Origin of the sequence: Pseudomonas sp. PLB05 (genome assembly GCF_021106615.1) — a bacterium.
GTDB lineage: Bacteria > Pseudomonadota > Gammaproteobacteria > Pseudomonadales > Pseudomonadaceae > Chryseomonas > Chryseomonas benzopyrenica.
Genome location: NZ_JAJOHO010000006.1, coordinates 92,908 through 110,144, shown reverse-complemented (window position 1 = coordinate 110,144; position 17,237 = coordinate 92,908). Strand labels below are relative to the sequence as shown.

The following is a 17,237-nucleotide window of genomic DNA, read 5'->3' as shown; positions in this document are numbered from 1 at the left end:
CCGTCGCGCTCCTTGGCCTTGCCATGCTGTGCAGAGCCAAGGAGCTCAGTCCATGAACACAGATGCTGTATTCGCCGCGCTATCGCGCGCAGGTATCGACCCCTTTCCGTGGTGTCCGATTGAAAGCGAGCTATCCCCAAAGCAGATGCATCGCCGGCTGCTACGGCTCAGTACTGCGCCCTATGCAGATGGCTATCTTGCAATCAGCGAAGTTGCTGATTTGGATAAACTCGCCTGCTCGCTAACTCAGCTTGGGATACCTGACGCTGTGGCTCTGGTCCAGCGCATGGCGAGGGGCTCGCTACGGCTGGATGAAGAGGTGGATTTTCTTGCGGCACACATGGAGCGCGTTCGATCCAAAGCGGAAGGTCTTTATCGCGTTGGCCATCTACGCTACGCCCATGTCAAAGGCCTCATCGCTGGCGAGTCGGACAGTCACGCCTACCAGGTACTCGAGCTCATCAATGAGACGCTGGACAAGTCGAATCTGCGGCAGACCACGCCGAAGTGCGTCCGGACGCTGGCGGCTCTGGAAGTGGCGCACCGCGATAGCTTGGGCTGGAAGCGACATTTGCCCAGCCCGGCAACGCTCGCTCTGCTAGGAGCAATTTTTCTCGTCGATGCCGTTACCTCTTTCTGGACAGGGCGTCTTACCTACGGTCTACCGGTGGGCGCGGTGAGCCTGGTACTCCTCGGGCTCGCCGCTGGCCAGAGAAAAAGTGCTGCGAAGGATAATGCCCTTCGCGCGGCTGCGCGTCAGGATCTAATGCGGACATCACAGCCGGTTGCTGGCGGAGAAGCACGACCAAACCGCGGTGACAAGGCGTCCTGATGCAGATCATCTTCGGTATCGACGCGGCTGAGCAAAAGAAGAATCGCCAGGTCCCGGTCATGTGGGATAGCGAGAAACTGGTGAACGGCCACACCCTCTTGGTGGGGATGTCCGGCTCCGGCAAGACCTACACCTTGCGCAAGATGATCAGCCACATGCTGCAGTCATGCGGCGGGCACATTCCGCGGATCCACATCTTCGACGTGCACGGCGATCTGTTGATTCCTGGGGCATCGGAGGTCCGTTTTTCCGAGCGCACCAACTACGGCCTCAATCCACTTCGCGTGAATCCCGATCCGCACTTCGGCGGCGTGCGAAAGCGCGTACAGTCCTTCCTCACCACCATGAATCGCAGCATGCGCCAAATGGGGCCCAAGCAGGAGGCTTGCCTGCGCAACGTGCTCAACGATGTCTACGCCCAGTACGGGTTCCGGCAGGAGGATCCGAGTACCTGGGTTGTGGAGGAGGGCGCTGCGGTGGTCATGACCGACGGCAATGACGATCGGCTGTTCCTCGACGTGCTGAAGGGCGAGAAAGACGAGGCAAAAGCGTTGGGCGCGCGCTGGTCAGGGGCGCCCCTCTACAGCTGGTGGATACCGCAAAACGAGTACCACGGGGCAATCACTCGCTGGCCACCCAAGCTGATGGCACGCACCCATCCCAGTATCCGCGACGCGCTGCGCATGGCGCAGAACATCCTGCAGCAGTCATTTCTGGGCTCCGGCGCCGAGGCCGTCACGTACCTCGAGGTGGCCAACCGTGCCGCCCAGGGGCACCGCAAGAAGGTGATCCAGGCGCTGCGCAAAGGCCAAAGCCAGTTCGACGAGGAAGCGGAGAAGTCGGAGCTCGACAAGAGCAAGCGCAAGGCCATCGACAGCTATACCGCCTACATCGATGCGATCACCACCGGCAAGGAGCTCGACAGCCTGATGCGCTACGACAGCACTGACGTGCTGAAGTCGGTGGTCGATCGGCTGCAGAACCTCGAGGCGATCGGCATCTTCAAGTCAGGGATTCCGCCGTTCGACCCCACCAACCCGGTTTGGCGCTACAACATCCACGCCCTGTCGATGGAGGAGCGCAAGCTGATCGTGCTCTTCCGGCTGGAGGAACTGTTCCTCGCGGCTGTCGAGCGCGGTGAGCAAGACCACATCGTCGACGTCGTGATCCTTGATGAGGCCCATATCTACGCCGACGACGACCCGGAGAGCCCGATCAACCGCATCGCCAAGGAGGCTCGCAAGTTCGGCCTGATGCTCGTGGCCGCTTCGCAAAGCCCAACTCATTTTCCGGAGGACTTCGTCGCATCTGTTGCGACCAAGATCGTCCTTGGCATCGATGAAATGTACTGGCGCCAGAGCGCCACCAAGCTTCGTTTGCGCGAGGATGCCCTGGCCTGGGTGACCCCGACGAAGACCATGTTGGTTCAACTGAAGATGAAAGGGGAGACCCAGAATGACTGGTTCTGGTGCACGATTGCTTAAGGGGCTGCTGCTTGCTGTTATTGCTGGCTTGCCGCCGGCCTACGCCGCTGCGGCCGAGACGTCCGACGAATTGCCACTGATCGACCGCCTGGAGGCGGTGGCCATCCCGATCGGCCGCGGCGCCGTGCTGCAGGACGCCCGGGGCTGTCTGTGGGGCGTACGGCCAGGCCCAAAGGTCCCGCAGCTCGTTGCCATCTCAGATGAGGCCGGACACCCGTTGTGCCGCAGTGCTGCGCCAGATGCTGCGCCGGGGGCTGAGCCGGAGCCGCAGGTGCGCCGCACGCCGCTGGTGAATTAAGCGCGCGATAAGCGATAAGGCCGTCTACTCCGCACTATTGGCGATGCAGTTTGGATTAGCTATCCCTTCATCGGATTAGCCGAACGAACGCCGCGCTGTCCGCATCTGGTGATGCAAGCGTTCCTTGATCGGTGGCCGCAATGTGCCTGGTAGTGATTGCTGAAGATGAGCCGCTTCTCGTGGAGATGCTGACGGAGATATTCGAATCCGAAGGCCTGGACGTCACTGCCTTCGCGACGGCGGACGATGCCTGGAGGTACCTCCAGACAGCGGGGCAAGCACCGGATCTCCTGTTCACCGATGTGCGAATGCCTGGGGCCATGGATGGGTTGGCCCTGGCCAAGCAGGTGATGGCGCGCTGGCCAACCGCTTCGATCGTTGTATCGTCGGGTCATGTGCCAGTCGCACCGGGGCTTCCGAGCGCCTCGTTTCTTCCTAAGCCCTGGTCGTTTGGTCAGCTGACCACGCTGTGTCGCAACGTCCAGGCTCGCCAGCAGCGCGCGGATTAAGCGGATCGCTAACCGGCGAACTCAGGGCTGTGGATGGTCGACAGCAGCTGCTTCACCGTCTGGCCTGGCTGTCGTGTCGCGCTAATCGCCGCGCGCCAACGCTGAAGAGGGTGACCCAGGCTCTGACAGGCGCTCCACGCCCACGCCTGCTGCTGCAAATCATCAAGCTCAGGCCAGCCGACAACGTGCCCGTCGGCCGATTCGGCAAGCAGCCGCTTCGCCTGAACGGTAACGGCAAGCAGAAATTGGACGTGCTGCTCTGGTGAATACGTCATGCCGGCGTGCCTTCGTTTTGCGGTGATGACGCCTACTACCGGGCTGGCGGCCGAACCTGAACGGTCTACAGTAGTACGATGACCTTAAGGAGGCGTTATGGCAGACCTTGAGTTTCTTCCTCACCAAGCGCGGCTGCGCTGGGTCGCGCTGATCGAGCAGATGGCCGTCATGGGCCTTGGCCACCTAGTTCGCCTCTACGGGCAGCTGGAGGGATACATCTTGGCCCTGCTCGATGTCGGTTCGATTACTGTGTCGCAGCACCGTCACCTCGCACGCGTGGCGGGCGAGTGGTTCGCCGAGTGCCGGGCCGAATTCCTCAAGCGAAAGCAAAAGCCGCGGCGCCGCATAGCGGGAGCGGTACAGGCCAGGATCGTAGAAAGCCGAAGTCGGCCTGAGCACGCCTGAGCTGAGCTACTTGGCGTGGCAGTAAAGGGCCGCCAGGGAGTGATCGAGCCAGTCAGGCGAGGCCGGGCGCTCGGTGCGAAGGTTTATGGGGTGGGAGGCCGAGCTGGTAGCGCCGAGCTCTAGTGAGCTGGCGGCCCGATCCGCTGCCAAGGGGCAGCCGTCGACGGAGTTGCCACCGGACAGCGATCGGCTCAGCGGCCCGGCGGAAAACGCAATGCTGATGGCGCCGCAAAAGCCTACGGCGAGGAGGGTCCCGCTCGTGGTGCCTTGGGTGATTCGCTGAAGAAGGTGCATGCTGCCGAGCTCCGGTCTGATCGACAGCAGCAGGGTAGCCAGGGCCGGTCTTCAAAAAACCTGAGTTCGCCCCGGAGGCGGGCATTCAAAGTCGCGATGTAGGCTGAAGTGCAGGGTTGAGCCAGAGCCCGTCGAACCCGCGAAAGAGCGCCGCTGCGCCCATCACATGCTCAAGGATGTTCTCGACGCAGATCCAGCGTCGCCCGGCTTCTTCCGCCGCGCGCCCCACCATCATGCGGCCGGCGAAGAGATCCACCACCAGGTCGTCCGCCTCGGTCAGCCACCGTATGAGGAAGTCTGCCAAGGCGAAGGGGAAGGGCGCGCTGTGCGCCGGTAGCCCGGCTTCGACCAACGCCTTCCGGTGTTCACGGCTGCGTCTGCAGCTGTGACCAATCTGCAGGACATTTTTCGGAATGGCGCCTTCTGTGGGCGCGGCAAAACTACCCGGGCGCAGGCGGTAGGCACCGTCGCCATAGGAGGTCTGGCGCGTCTCGCCCCCGGCGGCGATGAGCCTGGCTTGCCGATCAGAATGCGGTACCAGCACACGGCGGTTGTTCGCCTTGCATCGAAGCGGATCAGGCGAGAACCAGTAGCAAGGCTCCCAGGCAACATTGAGCTGTTGCCGACTGAGGCTCGCCCACTGGAGGGGACCAGGTGCCTTGCTGCGGTTCTCCCACACCAGGCGATCCATCAGGTGCAGGCCAAGGCGATCTTCTAAGGCAATGACGAGGCGCTCCAGGTACGTCGAACGCGCCGGCGACCGGTGAAGGAAGATGTCATTGGACAGGTTTAGGACCAGGCTTCCGGTGCTGGCAAGGTTGCCCAGCAAGGGCTCGATCGTGCGACAGATGAAGTCGGTAAATTCGCTCGCCTTCGGATTACCGTATCCCCGTGGTTGCTGCAGGGGATAGGGTGGAGAGGTCAGCACCAGGTCGATACGCTCTTCCAGTCCCTGCAGCGCCTGGGGCGAATGGCCGAACAGCGCCAGCCCCAGCGACGTGCTGAACCCCAGCAAGGTGACCTGCGGCGCCGCTCGATGCATCCCGCGCTTTGCCTTTTCGGTCAGCTGCCACACGCCCCGCTCATGCGGAACGCGCTCGAGGATGCCGCAGGCCTTGAGGGTCTGCTGATGCCATCGAATCTCGCGAGTGACGGGGCTGCGGGGCTGACCGGCCGCGCCGATTGGCAGCTTGGCGTGAACCTCGCGGTCCTGGAGCCCTGCGGCGGCGCCGACGAGGCGATAGAGCTCGGCGTTGGCCAGCGGCCGATCCGGGGAGTTTCGGAAGGCCGCTTCGACGAGAGGGAAGAGGTCGAGCTGTGGCGATTGGACCATGGTGAGGACTGCTCAAGGTGGGGATACGCCTCATCTTTCCAGGCGTACCGGAAATGCAAGCGCGTGTCCTAATCCAGGAGTCGCTCAAGGGCCGGCTGGTAGGCGAACGGTGCGAGCGATCCGCAGAGGCGAACCTCCTCACCGGTCAGCGGACGATGGTGCGGCGCCGTCGGGGTCGCAGCGAACGTCAGATCGGCCCTCAGGACCTCCAGCAATCCGTAGTAGAGGTAATGGAGCCGAGAGTGGTCATCGTGGTCGTTGCGGCTGTGCGCGACGGTGATCAGCTGCGACAGTGCCAGTAGCGAGCACAGGTAGCTGGCGGCCTCGAGTGAAATGGATTCTTCGACGTGGCCCAGGGTCGCGTTCACAAGAACGTCCTCGACGGGCAGCACCAGGGCGAAAGCGCCGTTGAAGTAGCGGCGAATCTGATAGGCGCCATTGCGGTACCCGGATCCCAGCACCTGGCGCATGTTGGTCAGCACCAGGTCCTCGAACGGTAGGCAATAGCGACCGAGGAGATTGTAGAGCTCCTGGGTAGTGGGCTCGCTGGTGATGACGAGCTGCAGCGCGCGGTCATTTCTGTGCATAGCAGATTCCTCAAGTTGAACCTGCTCAGCATCCACGACCCGCGGTAAATGCAAACGGCCATTCATGCCGCTTGCGGGACCGGTTCGAGGGGGCCTGTTGACCCTGGGCGCCGGCTTGACTAGGTTGCCTTCCCTTTGGCCAGTTGCGGCGGAGCGCCGAAGGAACCGGAGGCGCGATCGGCGCTCTGACGAGACAGGTTGCAATTGGCTGCGGATCGATAAGCTACCCATGAGCCCGCGCGAGAAGCGCAGCACCTGGGTGGAAGAGAGGATATGGAAGCAGCAACGATGGAAGAGAGCGTGGCGTCCCATACGCCGCGATGGTCGGACTGGCCGCGATGGATCAAGCAGGCTGTCCCGTTATTCATGCAGGTGCTACCCGCCTTCATCGCAATGACGCTGCTGGCAGCGTTCACGACGGTGAGCATTCTGCTCATCTTGGGGAAAGCGGCGTTCCACCTGGCCAGTCTGTGCTCGCCGTTGATTTTCCTGGTGCTGGCGCTCGCGCTCCGGCGCGCAGGGATGCTCGGGGACCGTCCCGTCTTGCGCACGGCCGTGGGCACTGGGTCACCGTGGCGAAACTTCTTCCGGGTCGCGGCGCCGCTCGCCCTGGTCATCGGCATTGCGCTCAACGCGCTGGCGGTCCTGGCGATGCTTGGCTCCGATATCGGCGCCTGGAAGCGCGGCGCGCTGCCCCTCACCACCTTGCCGCTGGACCTTTTCAGCGCAGAGAAGCGCCCGCTGCTCGTGATGCTCTACACCACCGCGGTGGAACAGCAGCTGAGCCTGATGCCGCTCTTCGTCATCATGGGCGGCCGGCTCGAGCCATACCTGGTGGCTGCGGTCATGGCCGGCCGAGAGACATGGTCTTCCGCGCGGGCCGTTCAGGCGCAGCTCCACAAATCGCAGAAGCTGGTGCTCGGCCCAATGCGGCTGCTCACGCTGTGTGGCGTGACCCTGCAGGCAACGGCAAGAGCGCTCGATGCCACCAGCAACTGGGTTGGCGTCGCGCTGCTCCTGGTGAGCATAGGCGGCTGGCTGTTCTACTGCTGCCTGATCGCCGTAGCTGCGCGGGACATCACCGACCCTCAACCGTGATAGCGCCTTTCTGCGCACGAAAAAAAACCCGGCCATGAGCCGGGTTTTTGCTGCTCCGCTTTCGCGAACCAGTGTTGGAGCCTGATGCGCCAGTCGCCTGGGCCCTGCAGTGCAGGGTGGAGGCGGGTTCGCCCGTTCCGACAGGAGATCCTGACCGGATGTAGCGAACCCTCGCACCATCTCTGCAACTGCAGCTGTTTTGTAGGTAAAGATCACCCGGGGCACCGTCTGCTGGCCCCACCGTCGCATAGCGAAAGATTCTTTCGCTATGCGACAGGACCTCTACCGAAGTAGAGCTCCCAGCACTTATGGCAGTGGCCGCCTTCTGGACGTATGAAACCGGGGCGCGTGGCAATTGATGCGCACGCGACAATTCGGCCGAGGATCAGCTGAGTGATCGGCAACCGAGTTGAGTGTAAGAATCTTACAGAGGAGCAGTGGGCCTGAAAGAGCCTGCTGCGGAGAGAGTGCTGCGAAGCAGCTGGTGGAGCATCCAAAGCACAGGCGTTGGATCAAGAGCGCCGATGATGACAGCGCCGGCGGTGCCGCACAAGGCCCGCCGGCGTCGGTCGGCGTGATTATTCGGCCTGGAGCCAGCCTTCGACCGTGTCAGCACCGTGCTCGGACTTCCAGGCCTTCAGCACCTTGTGGTTGCCGCCCTTGGTCTCGATGACTTCACCGGTTTCGGGGTGCTTATAGCGCTTGAGCGTGCGCGGCCGGCGCTGTTGCGGGGCTGCACCTGAGTTGCTCTTGGATTTGCTGCCAGAGGAAGAACCGGCGTTGGGGTCCAAGATCGCGATGACGTCGCGCAGCGACTTATTATGTTCGCCCAGCAGAGCTCGCAGTTTCTTTTCGAAATCGAGTTCTTTCTGCAGACGTTCGTCGGTATTCAGCTGTTCAAGACGCTGCTGCAATTCGGCAATAGCGGCTTCGGTCTGACGGTATTCTTGGATCAGGGACATCGTGATCTCCTCAAGATTAGGCGGTGGCTGCCGTTATAGCCTTTTCACCTATTTATGACTAGAGCAAATCATAATTAATTTTTGTTTTAAGGCGCTGAAGCCAATGTCACTGCCTAAGACGGGCGAAGATTAGGGGTTGCGTTCCTAAAAAAGCGTGGTTTCATGCTTAACACCAACACAGGAGTATCAGTATGAAGACTGTTCGGCTGGCCGCAATTGCGGTCGTAGTAGCCTCTGCAACCGGCTGTGCGACTCAAGGCCAAGATTTGAAGCCTGTAGCGGCCTCGGAGCTTACTGCTCCGGCATTCAGACCTTGGAAAACAGAAAACCCTACGCTCAAAATTGCGAATGAAAAGCCCTTGCAGTTCGCCCCGAACGCGACTGCCGCGGATAAGCTCTTTGCCGTGCTTGGGATGCCGAGCTTTGCTCAAATTGGGCCGGGTGGAGTACGCAATGCTTATCTGCAGCAAGCATCGCCTGATCAGGTCAAGCAAGCCATCAGCGCTACGGCAAGGCCCAGTGCAGGTTACAACAACGATGGTTCCATGATCGCGTTCAATGCCATCGGTGGTGGAGTGGGTGCTGCTGGCCTGGCTCTAACAGTCCTGGGCGATAGCGGCTTCGATCCGCGAACCAAAATGGGCTATATGTTTTGCTTTGAGAAAAAGAGCGAAACGCGCAGCCTCGAGGATGCAGGGGCCCGCTGTGCTTCTAAGTTGAATGACGTGGTCAACGCTACGCTGCAACCTACGGTCCGCTTGCAGAAGCTTGACTTCGGCCAGGTGCGGAATGGTTATGTTGATACTCCGACTGGCAAGAAGCTCGGTGAGATTTTCATTGGAACGAAAGGAGGCTATGCCGTAGATGGCTATGCGCCGGTGGACCGCGGCGGATATCCAGCACGCCTGGTGGCGATCCCCTTTTACTCCGAAGTGGGTAGTGGCGTAAGTAAGATGGTCGGCGCGACGATAGGGGAGGTAAGCGCGGCAGACTTTGCAGCCGCCCTGCGCGTGCATTTGCCCAAGGATATGGCGTTTTATCTGCCTGACGGGACGAACCCTGCCGCCGTTTATTAAGAGAGGCAGGCGGCTTCTTATTTCTAGAAGCCGCTGACCGCATCTCCGATAACAAAAAGTGAACAGGGCTTTTGCTATGCAACGGCAGACAGCTACAAGCAGCGCGTTGGTTCCTCGCCAACATCTCAATACTTTTTTCCTGTTGAAAAAAGAAGTCCGCGCCCTAGTTAGCAGGCGCCAGTCAGTGTGCCAGACCTTGCGCCAGATTGAGCGGGAGCTCAACAGACTTGATGCCCAGGGGCGCGGTAAGGGGCTGCCACAGCTCCAGGTCCTTCGGTACCGGGAGTTACAGGTTTGCCAGTGGCGCGAGGCCGAGCGACTCTCCAATATGACTGCGACGCTGGCCACCTTCGGCCAGCAGATCGTCCGTCTGTTTGCGGTGCTTGATCGCCAGCTGCCGTGCTCTGAGCGGCTAGCCGTACTCGGGGGAAGAGCTCAAGCCTTCGACACCCAGTCATGGTCTGAGGCACCCCTGGAGGCGATGGTGCTTCGATTCCATGCCGAGTCAGCATCGGGGTACGTGGGATGCGGTCCGCTAGCCATTGCCCTGCAAGCTTTCCGCTGCTCGCTAGGCCATCAGGAGCGGCGCACCAGCTTGATCCAACCACGAGCGCTACGCATGTCTCCTCCTGCTCGGTGCAGTGAGTGGGCGCGTCGACGGGACCGTCGTTGAACTGGATTCCAGGGGTTCGCCCCTGTTGATGGGTGGAATGGAGCGCACCGACCGAGGTGCATTTCCTAGGGTAGATGGCAAATCACTCAGCCAGGTTGCCCATGAAACCCACCCTCAGAAATCACCTCGTCACATTTGCGTCAGCTGTCGCTGTTTCCCAGCTCATAACGCTCGGGTTGTTTTGGACCAGCGGGCAAGCCTACCTCGATAGCAAAATCGCGGCCGGCATCGAGACCGGTGTTTTCGCCAAAGAGCGCGCAGAGAAGCAGGCCTGGGTTGACGCCCAGTTCGCTCGCTTCGGACGCGCGGCAGACCAGGTACCGAATGATGCGCGGGTCTATGGCGACTTGAAGGCGCGCTTCACCCTGGCCGAATTTTCCGATCTGGAGTGCCCTTTCTGCAAACGCCTCCACCCAAGCCTCAAAGAGATCGTGGACAAGTCCAACGGTGCTGTTAACTGGCAGTGGCGCCATATGCCGCTGGGCTTCCACAACCCTGCCGCCACCGATGAGGCTATCGCGACTGAGTGCTATGCGGAGCAGAAAGGCAACCGGGGCTTCTGGGTGATCCTCGATCAGATCTTCGAAGAGTCGGCCGGTAACGGTGCCGGCGTGAAAGATCTGCCTGGTTTGGTATCCAGACTCGGCGGCGATCTGAAGGCATTCAACGAATGCATCAGCAGTGGCGAGGTGAAGGACCGGATAGCGGAGCATGTCCGCATGGGCGAGAAGATCGGAGCGACAGGTACGCCGGCGACGGTAGTAATCGACAACCTAACCGGCGAGAAAGAGTTCGTTTCGGGCGCCCAGCCAATCAGCGCGTTTGTCACGATCATGAAGCGGATGATGGCCGCCGAGCAGGCTGCGGCGAAGGCTGAGGCGGACAAGGCGCAAGGGAAGCACCAAGACCAGGGCGATGAGGTTTCGCGAAAGATCCTTGGCTTTGGTTCCAAAGCGGACCAAGCACAGTAGGAAACGGTATCCGGTCTGCTGGCCAGCTGCGGGTGTCGGGGTAATCAACGAGTGTGATTGCCCCCGCTCCCAGCCGCGCACTCACCTTTAGCGCCTGCCGCGCACCAACTCCATCGTCCGCTCACTCACCCGCGGGCAACGCTACTCAGCAATGGCCACCTTCACTGCTTGCACACGCCCCCGCCGAATTGGGCAATGACAAGCATTTTTCCCACCCGCCCCTTTTGATCGTGCTTGGGTAGCAATGCTAGTCAGCTGCCTCTGCGACCTCGATCGATCGCCTCCGTTTTCGCTCGAAATCCCGCATGATTCCTAGGATCACGGAATTGATAGCCAACTGGTGCTTTGCTCGCGTCGCTGCGACGTAGAGCAGGTTGAGCTCATCACGGCGTGCGTCCGGCGCGAGCTCAGGATCCAGGGGATCGGGATAATCCTCGCCCAGGTATACATGCGTCCACTCGAGTCCCTTCGAGCGGTGCGCGGTCGAGAGGATGACGTCGGCGTCCTTTTCATTCTTCTGGGTTAGCGCCCGCAGGCGCGCCAGTCGCTTCTCGATGTCCGGGAAGAGACCCACCACCTTGATGAGCCTCGCCATCTCGCGATCCTTACTCTCTTTGGCCATGGCCAGATAGGAGGTCCAGTCGGCGAAGTCCTTCAGCAGACGCTTGGACCTGACCTTGTCGGTCTTTCCCTGGCTGAACCAGACCAGGTCCTCCAAGTCGCCAATCTGGTACGCCTCGATGCCACCGACCCAGTAGAGGGTCCTGCCCTGCGGGGCGAACTCCAGGGCCGTCATGATGACTCCGGAGACCGTCCGACAGAGATGCGCGGCCCCTCGAACGCCCTCGTCGAGCTGGGTTTTGATCTGCGTCGGCTGGCCAGCACCGACGATCTTCAGCTCCTCGCCCTTGTAGCTCAGGATGATGTTGGCCACGGTGGCCACCGCCGGCCCGAAGCGGAAGGATTTAGTGAGGTAGAGATCGACGGAGTCATCGAGATCCGGATCGGACAAGGCGTTGTCGGCGCCGCGGAACGCATAGAGCGACTGGTGAGGATCCCCGACGAATATCACCCGGCACGACTGATTTTTGATGAGCCCCAGAGTGATGCCGTTCAGATCCTGGGCCTCGTCCGCAAGGATGACATCGAAGCGGTCCCCCAGGTCCGGTTTGCTCAGGTAGTAGAGCTTGAGATACGCGTCGTGAAGGTGGGGTACGGTCGTGTCCTGGGGATCGATCATGCGCCGCCAAACCTCTTTGGCCTGGAGAAAGACTTCCGCAATGAACGCCGGAGGCATTTCGGCCATGGGGCGTCCGTTGTACAGCGGCAGGTGATCCTCGTGGAACTCCTCCAGGTCACTGCAAAGGTACCCGTTGACCGTCGCAATGACCGCGTTGATCAATGCCCAGTCATTCGTTCCCAAGACGGCGCGCATGTCTGCCGGCCGCAACGACGCGCCAAGCTTGTGCTGGAATTGCCGGCCTACTGCTTTGAAGGCCAGCTGGTGGGAAGTCATGCATTTCACGTTGGACGGGAAACGCGCCTTTCCCTCGTCGGCAATGCTTCGGTTGTAGGCGACGTAGAGAAATCTCAACCTCGGGTACCGCTTGGTATAGCCCTCCAGCGAAGTGGTCTTGGAGGCTCCAGCGAAAGCCTTGACGCGGATCCGCGGCGCCTTGCATTCGTGGAACGCTAACTGCTCCGCTGTCCATTGAAATTCCACGCAGCATCCTCCTCTGGCAATGTCCTGATGCTATCGAACGCGGAGGGCGAAAGGCCGGCGGTTCGGGCCGGTAGAGGGCACGAACTCACGGTACCGCTGCGGTGTTGTTGAGTACGCTGGACCCCAATGAGGCCATTCCGAACGTCGCCGTGATGAGAAGCAGATGTGTGATAGCTGAGGTAGCGTTGATGCTTGTCCTTGGCGGCTGGCTGACATCTGCTATAGCTGCGAATGCCCTACCCACCGAGCCTGCGGAGCACACGGATACCACTTCCGGCGAATGGGTTGATCCCATCGCTCTGAACGTCGCGGACCTTCGCACCCGCGCGTGTGCAGGGGACGTTTCCGCCTCTGCCGCCATAGGGCGCCTCTACCTCTTTGGCAACGGCATCTTTGAAAGAGACCTGAGCCGAGCGATGCCTTTCCTGCGGTACTCCGGTGAGAGAGGAAATAATCAGGCCGCCGCCGATTATGCGATCTCTTTGGTCACAACCAGTCGTGAGCCCGAAATCCTGTTGCGAGCGGCCGAGTGGGCTAAATTTTCGGTTTATAGAAATCCTACATATCAATCAATGCAGGCGCTGCAGCTTGTAAAATTAGCGGCGAAAGGCACTGACCTTTCTGCTGGCATACAAGCGGGCGCTCGCAGGGCAATACTTGCTAACTTAGGAACTGTGCCAGATGGTGAAGTTGGTCCTTGCAGAAGCCTATAGCGCTGCGAAACCCTGGGTCTCGTTATTACTTCATGCCGTAGCAGCATTGCTATGGCTCAATGTTGTTCCTTGGGCAGATCCACTATTGTTGTTTTTTGCATTGCCCGGTCTGGCATTCGGCGTTGCGATAGTAGCCTATACTCTTGTCCTTTCGACACTGCGCCATTTGGATACCAAGAAAAACCGGGCTGGCTACATAAGGCTATGTCGACTAGCTTGGGAAACGCCGGTGGTCGTATCCGAAGAGTTTTCAGAGCCAAAATTGACCCCTCTTCGAAAAACGGTGCTTCCACCAATTCATAGGAACCGATGCTGGTGCTTTGAGGTAATCAGTAACAAGTATCCTCGTTATGTCGCTAGGGGGTATTTGCTGCCAGACGAAGATCGGCTGCACCTGGCCCTGGTGATTGGTCTTCCTGGGCGATGGCACGAGGCGTGCTATTGCACCGCGTCGTGTGAGGTAGAGGGATCGGTGTATCGTGTCAACCAGCTTTACGGGCCGTTGAAGGGTTGGATAGGACAGGGTTCCCAAATTGGGCTTGATTTAAACTCGGATAGTCCATCCATCTATGGCCAGTCGTTCGGACACTTGAAGGTATCAGTATCGAATGTGCCTCCGGTATTACGACGATTCGCTAATATGCGATAAATCGACAGGAGAAGCTTCAGGCGTTCGTATAGGCCGGTCTGCGGTACAACCGACCCTATCGGGGTTTCTGCGGCACGCTATCATTCAATCTCTCGAACTCTTCCGTCGTGCCCATGTTGAGTACAGCTCGTAAGTGGAAGCGATCATGTTCTGCGTTACCAAGAGCTGCTTCCTTCTGATTGCGAATAGGATCATCAGCGAGCCTAAGCGCTATCATTACCTCACAGTGCCCTAACTTTGAAAGCTCGGTAGCAGAAACGGAAAGCTTTTCTCGACGCTTACCTTTCATATTTCCCACCTCCAATGGTTTGCCTGTCTTTACCTTAATCGCACCAAGCAAAAACGCAAGACAGCGTAGCGAGAGTGAGCGCTTGCGTTTTCAATAACAGAGGTATGCTGACTTTAATAGCGAACCAAGGACTTAGGATATGCGCCAGAACTGGAGTGAACCGATACCCCCACTTCTTCGAGGAGGACAGGTCGTGCTGTCTGAGCGGGATATCGAAACCGATGTGCCGGTGCCGATGCACGGGCGGGTAGATCAGGTATTTCTCGCCGGCGGCTGGCTGGTCGTCGTTGACACAAAGCGGAGGGCGGCCGCGCGCGTTTACCTCAAGGACGTGATTCAGCTGAGCGTGTACGCAGCGATTCTTTCCCGCCAGAGCAAAACAGTTCTGGGCTCTAACTGGCCCGTGGCGTCGGAGGGCTACGTGCGATTGGTAACCCCGCAGGGCGTCACCTATACGGCTGTGCGGCTTCTGCCCAGCAGCGTGATCATTAGCCTGTGGAACCGCTACTGGATATTGAAAGGGCAAGGTGCGAAGGCCCGTCCCAAGATACCGGCGGCGGGGGTGTGCAAGGCTTGCGTGAAGCGCACGGGCTGCCCGGTAGGACAGCGCCTGTGATTGGATGCAACGCGCCCAGCCGAGCTGCTGGGCGTGTCACTCAATGGCGTGTGGCGGAGGGGGCGGCGGTGCGTACGTCGATCTGATGGCCGGCGCCGATCTCGACCTTCTCTTCGACTTTCGCAATGTGCGCCGCGGCTTCGTCTGACAGTTTGAGAAAGGCCTCGTAATCGGCCTGGGGAATCTCTACTGCAACAGTGCCCTGGGCCACGTTCGGGACAGCTGTAGCTCGTAACCGCTCAGAAAAGCCGGTGATAGTCGAGGCCATCTGAGAAACAAACCGTTTGCCGATGCGACGTGTCGGTCTACCGATGTCACGCTCGGTGAGACGTACTGGCCTGTTCGGAGCCGGCGTTCCGGGTGCCTGCCCGCCGCCTTCAATGCCGCCGTTGGCGACAGCTTCCTTGGCCAGGAGGGCTACCTGGTTGTGGTAGGCCTCGAGGATGAGCCTTTCGGCATCGGACGGGTGTGCGCGGGCAACATCCAGTGCGGTGAAGGCTTTGATGACCCCCTGGTCGATCAGCTGCTGGATCGACTCCGGCAGTCGAAGCAGACGCAGGCTTTCCCTGACATGGGCGCCGCTGAGCTTGATTGCTTTACCGATTGCTTCCGTCGTCCAGCCTTCGTCGACCAGCTTCTGATACCCGTGCGCACGTTCGATTTGCGTCAGGGGAAGTCGCTGGTCAGCCGTGAGCGCCCGGACTATGGGCGACGTGAGACCGCGGGCTTCGTAGACTTCCACACGCTTGATCATCGCGCCGCGCTCACGCGCGATCATCGCAGCGCGGATACGGCATACCCCTTTGCGGATGTAGCAGCGGCCGTCGACGACTTGCACCTCGACCATCGGGATATGGTCGTTGTCCATCCAGGCCTCGACCAGGCTTTCGATATGCGCTTGCACCTTGGGCGAGTCGTAAATGCGCATGGCGCAGCGTGGATCCTCCTCCAGAATCGCAGGGTCGAGCCAGGTTTGTGTAGCGGAGCCGACGACCTCCGGATTGGTCGCCCCGATCGCCTTGCAGAAGGCAGTCAGGCTATTGATCGAGCGTTTTACTGGTTCGATAGGTGCTTGGCTGTCGGTCATCTCGGTTTCGCTCCGCGCTACGTACGTCGTTCTCTGATCTTTCGATGGACGAACTGCGCAATGAAACCCGCCGCGAATTCGGCCGCGACTACCAGCGCGACCTTCGCTCCGTTCTCCCCATAGCTCAAGCTGAGTAGGTACCAGCTACCTGGTACCGCTGCCGCTATGAAGCCGAGGAGGAAGGCGATGCTGTCGGATCGATTGGCTGTCGATTTCATTGGAGAAGTCCTGTTGAGATGCTCAATGTACTCAAGGCCGCAATAACGCAAGCCGCGAGTTCATGCCCTGGCCAGGGGTGAACCTGGGCCAAGCTTCGAGTAAGTCGCGGTACCGTCCCTGCAACGTTAAGGGGGATCCCATGCAAAAATTCTTCGTCGCATTGGTAGCAGGGAGCTTGCTTGTTGCTTGCTCCAGCCACAACGAGGACACCGTACCGCAGCCGCAAACAACCTACGTTCCAACCCGCCTGGCCCACGAGTTTTACAGTAGCTGGGGGCATGACGGCCGCGGCGGCGCAGCTCTACGGAAACCGGCGTATCAGCACGTGATGGGAAGCGAGGACGTTGTAATGACGACCCATGGTAATTACCACGATCTGCAGGTGGCGCCGGACGGCCGAAGCCCGAAGGACAGCGTGGCGGTCACCGCGGTTACCTATGGTATGGGGCGTGCGATCGACCAGGCCCTGGCATTCTCGTCGCCGGCGCCTTCAGCTCCGATCAGCAAGCCGGTGGTTGCCGGCAGCGAGGCCGAATATCTCGTCGCGTACCGAAAGTTTTGCAAGGGTGCCGGTATGGCCCTGACGGAGCGCGAGTGGGAACTGGTGGCAAAGGGCGGTCCTAAAGGTGTGCCGCCTTCCCTCCGCGGGAAGTGCCTGCAAGCGAAGTGATAGGGATGCGCCGGTCGTTCGCCGGCGCGCCATCGCAGCAGTTCTACTGGCCTGCAATGTACCGGTACAGCGCAGAGCCATAACTCACCCAACCTACCAGCACGCCAGCGGCTATTCCGCTCGCAAGCAGCGCGAGAAATAGGATAGGTAGCTTGAGACCAAGCATCCGCTGGTTCGTCCATGGCAAGGACGTAGCGTCGTCGCGGTGCCGCTCTGGATTACGGTCAACAGCGATATCGGGATAGTCGTCCGCCTGACGCGACTTTGCGTCGAAGATCACCATGTCTGCTATGGCACCCAATGTCTGCTCGTTTCGGGCAATGCTCGCCTGCGCTTTCCGTAACGACGCCTGCTCCAGTTCGCCCCTTTTCTGTGTTCTGCCACTTCGTGTCATCAAGGTGCTCCGGTCTTAGGAGCAGCGAGTGTATGGCGCCGTCCACAGCCGTTAGCGGCTAATCCTGGCCAATTTCGGG

At 60.1% G+C, this 17,237-nt stretch carries 17 protein-coding genes; 10 read left to right on the top strand and 7 right to left on the bottom strand.

What is annotated here, in order from left to right; all coding sequences use genetic code 11:
• Positions 1-52: 52 nt before the first annotated feature.
• From LRS53_RS21975 to LRS53_RS21960, 4 genes are all read left to right on the top strand, one after another.
• Positions 53-832 (top strand): hypothetical protein, encoded by a 780-nt coding sequence (locus LRS53_RS21975; RefSeq protein ID WP_231357313.1) that lies wholly within the window; start codon positions 53-55, stop codon positions 830-832.
• Complete coding sequence (locus LRS53_RS21970; protein WP_231357312.1) at positions 832-2,316, top strand: helicase HerA domain-containing protein; 1,485 nt, start codon at positions 832-834, stop codon at positions 2,314-2,316. The genes LRS53_RS21975 and LRS53_RS21970 overlap by 1 nt, the downstream gene beginning before the upstream one ends.
• Positions 2,288-2,614 carry a hypothetical protein gene (locus LRS53_RS21965; RefSeq protein ID WP_231357311.1) on the top strand — a complete coding sequence of 109 codons (327 nt, stop codon included), beginning with the start codon at positions 2,288-2,290 and terminating at the stop codon, positions 2,612-2,614. The genes LRS53_RS21970 and LRS53_RS21965 overlap by 29 nt, the downstream gene beginning before the upstream one ends.
• A 140-nt stretch (positions 2,615-2,754) precedes the next feature.
• Entirely contained in the window at positions 2,755-3,123 is a 369-nt protein-coding gene (locus tag LRS53_RS21960; RefSeq protein ID WP_231357310.1) for a response regulator, read from the top strand.
• Between the two features lie 8 nt (positions 3,124-3,131).
• Here the strand turns inward: LRS53_RS21960 and LRS53_RS21955 are convergent, their stop codons facing one another.
• Positions 3,132-3,398, bottom strand: a complete 267-nt coding sequence (locus tag LRS53_RS21955) for a hypothetical protein (RefSeq protein ID WP_231357309.1) — start codon at positions 3,396-3,398, stop codon at positions 3,132-3,134.
• Between the two features lie 97 nt (positions 3,399-3,495).
• Here LRS53_RS21955 and LRS53_RS21950 point away from each other — a divergent pair, with 97 nt between their 5' ends.
• Positions 3,496-3,804, top strand: coding sequence for a hypothetical protein (locus LRS53_RS21950; protein ID WP_231357308.1), 309 nt, complete (start codon positions 3,496-3,498; stop codon positions 3,802-3,804).
• 379 nt (positions 3,805-4,183) lie between these two features.
• Here LRS53_RS21950 and LRS53_RS21945 read toward each other — a convergent pair whose 3' ends face one another.
• Both LRS53_RS21945 and LRS53_RS21940 read right to left on the bottom strand, forming a co-directional pair.
• Positions 4,184-5,431, bottom strand: a complete 1,248-nt coding sequence (locus tag LRS53_RS21945) for a site-specific DNA-methyltransferase (RefSeq protein ID WP_231357307.1) — start codon at positions 5,429-5,431, stop codon at positions 4,184-4,186.
• Positions 5,432-5,499: 68 nt separating this feature from the next.
• On the bottom strand, positions 5,500-6,018 hold the full coding sequence (locus LRS53_RS21940; RefSeq protein WP_231357306.1) for a hypothetical protein: 519 nt from the start codon (positions 6,016-6,018) through the stop codon (positions 5,500-5,502).
• A gap of 273 nt (positions 6,019-6,291) precedes the next feature.
• Between LRS53_RS21940 and LRS53_RS21935 the strand changes: the two genes are divergently transcribed.
• The gene (locus LRS53_RS21935; RefSeq protein WP_231357305.1) at positions 6,292-7,116 is read left to right on the top strand and encodes a hypothetical protein; all 825 of its coding nucleotides are present in this window, start codon (positions 6,292-6,294) and stop codon (positions 7,114-7,116) included.
• 578 nt (positions 7,117-7,694) lie between these two features.
• Here the strand turns inward: LRS53_RS21935 and LRS53_RS21930 are convergent.
• Entirely contained in the window at positions 7,695-8,078 is a 384-nt protein-coding gene (locus LRS53_RS21930; protein ID WP_231357304.1) for a histone-like nucleoid-structuring protein, MvaT/MvaU family, read from the bottom strand.
• 191 nt (positions 8,079-8,269) lie between these two features.
• On the opposite strand from LRS53_RS21930, the gene LRS53_RS21925 reads away from it, so the two are divergent.
• Both LRS53_RS21925 and LRS53_RS21920 read left to right on the top strand, forming a co-directional pair.
• On the top strand, positions 8,270-9,154 hold the full coding sequence (locus tag LRS53_RS21925) for a hypothetical protein (RefSeq protein ID WP_231357303.1): 885 nt from the start codon (positions 8,270-8,272) through the stop codon (positions 9,152-9,154).
• A gap of 774 nt (positions 9,155-9,928) precedes the next feature.
• A complete protein-coding gene (locus LRS53_RS21920; protein WP_231357302.1) occupies positions 9,929-10,798 on the top strand; it encodes a DsbA family protein in 870 nt (289 codons plus the stop codon).
• Positions 10,799-11,045: 247 nt separating this feature from the next.
• Here LRS53_RS21920 and LRS53_RS23730 read toward each other — a convergent pair whose 3' ends face one another.
• A complete protein-coding gene (locus LRS53_RS23730; RefSeq protein WP_231357301.1) occupies positions 11,046-12,521 on the bottom strand; it encodes an ATP-binding domain-containing protein in 1,476 nt (491 codons plus the stop codon).
• A 1,790-nt stretch (positions 12,522-14,311) separates the two neighbouring features.
• On the opposite strand from LRS53_RS23730, the gene LRS53_RS21910 reads away from it, so the two are divergent.
• A complete protein-coding gene (locus tag LRS53_RS21910) occupies positions 14,312-14,788 on the top strand; it encodes a PD-(D/E)XK nuclease family protein (protein ID WP_231357300.1) in 477 nt (158 codons plus the stop codon).
• A 40-nt stretch (positions 14,789-14,828) separates the two neighbouring features.
• Here LRS53_RS21910 and LRS53_RS21905 read toward each other — a convergent pair whose 3' ends face one another.
• A complete protein-coding gene (locus tag LRS53_RS21905; RefSeq protein ID WP_231357299.1) occupies positions 14,829-15,875 on the bottom strand; it encodes a ParB/RepB/Spo0J family partition protein in 1,047 nt (348 codons plus the stop codon).
• Positions 15,876-16,233: 358 nt separating this feature from the next.
• Between LRS53_RS21905 and LRS53_RS21900 the strand changes: the two genes are divergently transcribed.
• Positions 16,234-16,764, top strand: coding sequence for a hypothetical protein (locus LRS53_RS21900; RefSeq protein WP_231357298.1), 531 nt, complete (start codon positions 16,234-16,236; stop codon positions 16,762-16,764).
• A 43-nt stretch (positions 16,765-16,807) separates the two neighbouring features.
• Here the strand turns inward: LRS53_RS21900 and LRS53_RS21895 are convergent, their stop codons facing one another.
• Complete coding sequence (locus tag LRS53_RS21895; protein ID WP_231357297.1) at positions 16,808-17,158, bottom strand: hypothetical protein; 351 nt, start codon at positions 17,156-17,158, stop codon at positions 16,808-16,810.
• Positions 17,159-17,237: the final 79 nt, after the last annotated feature.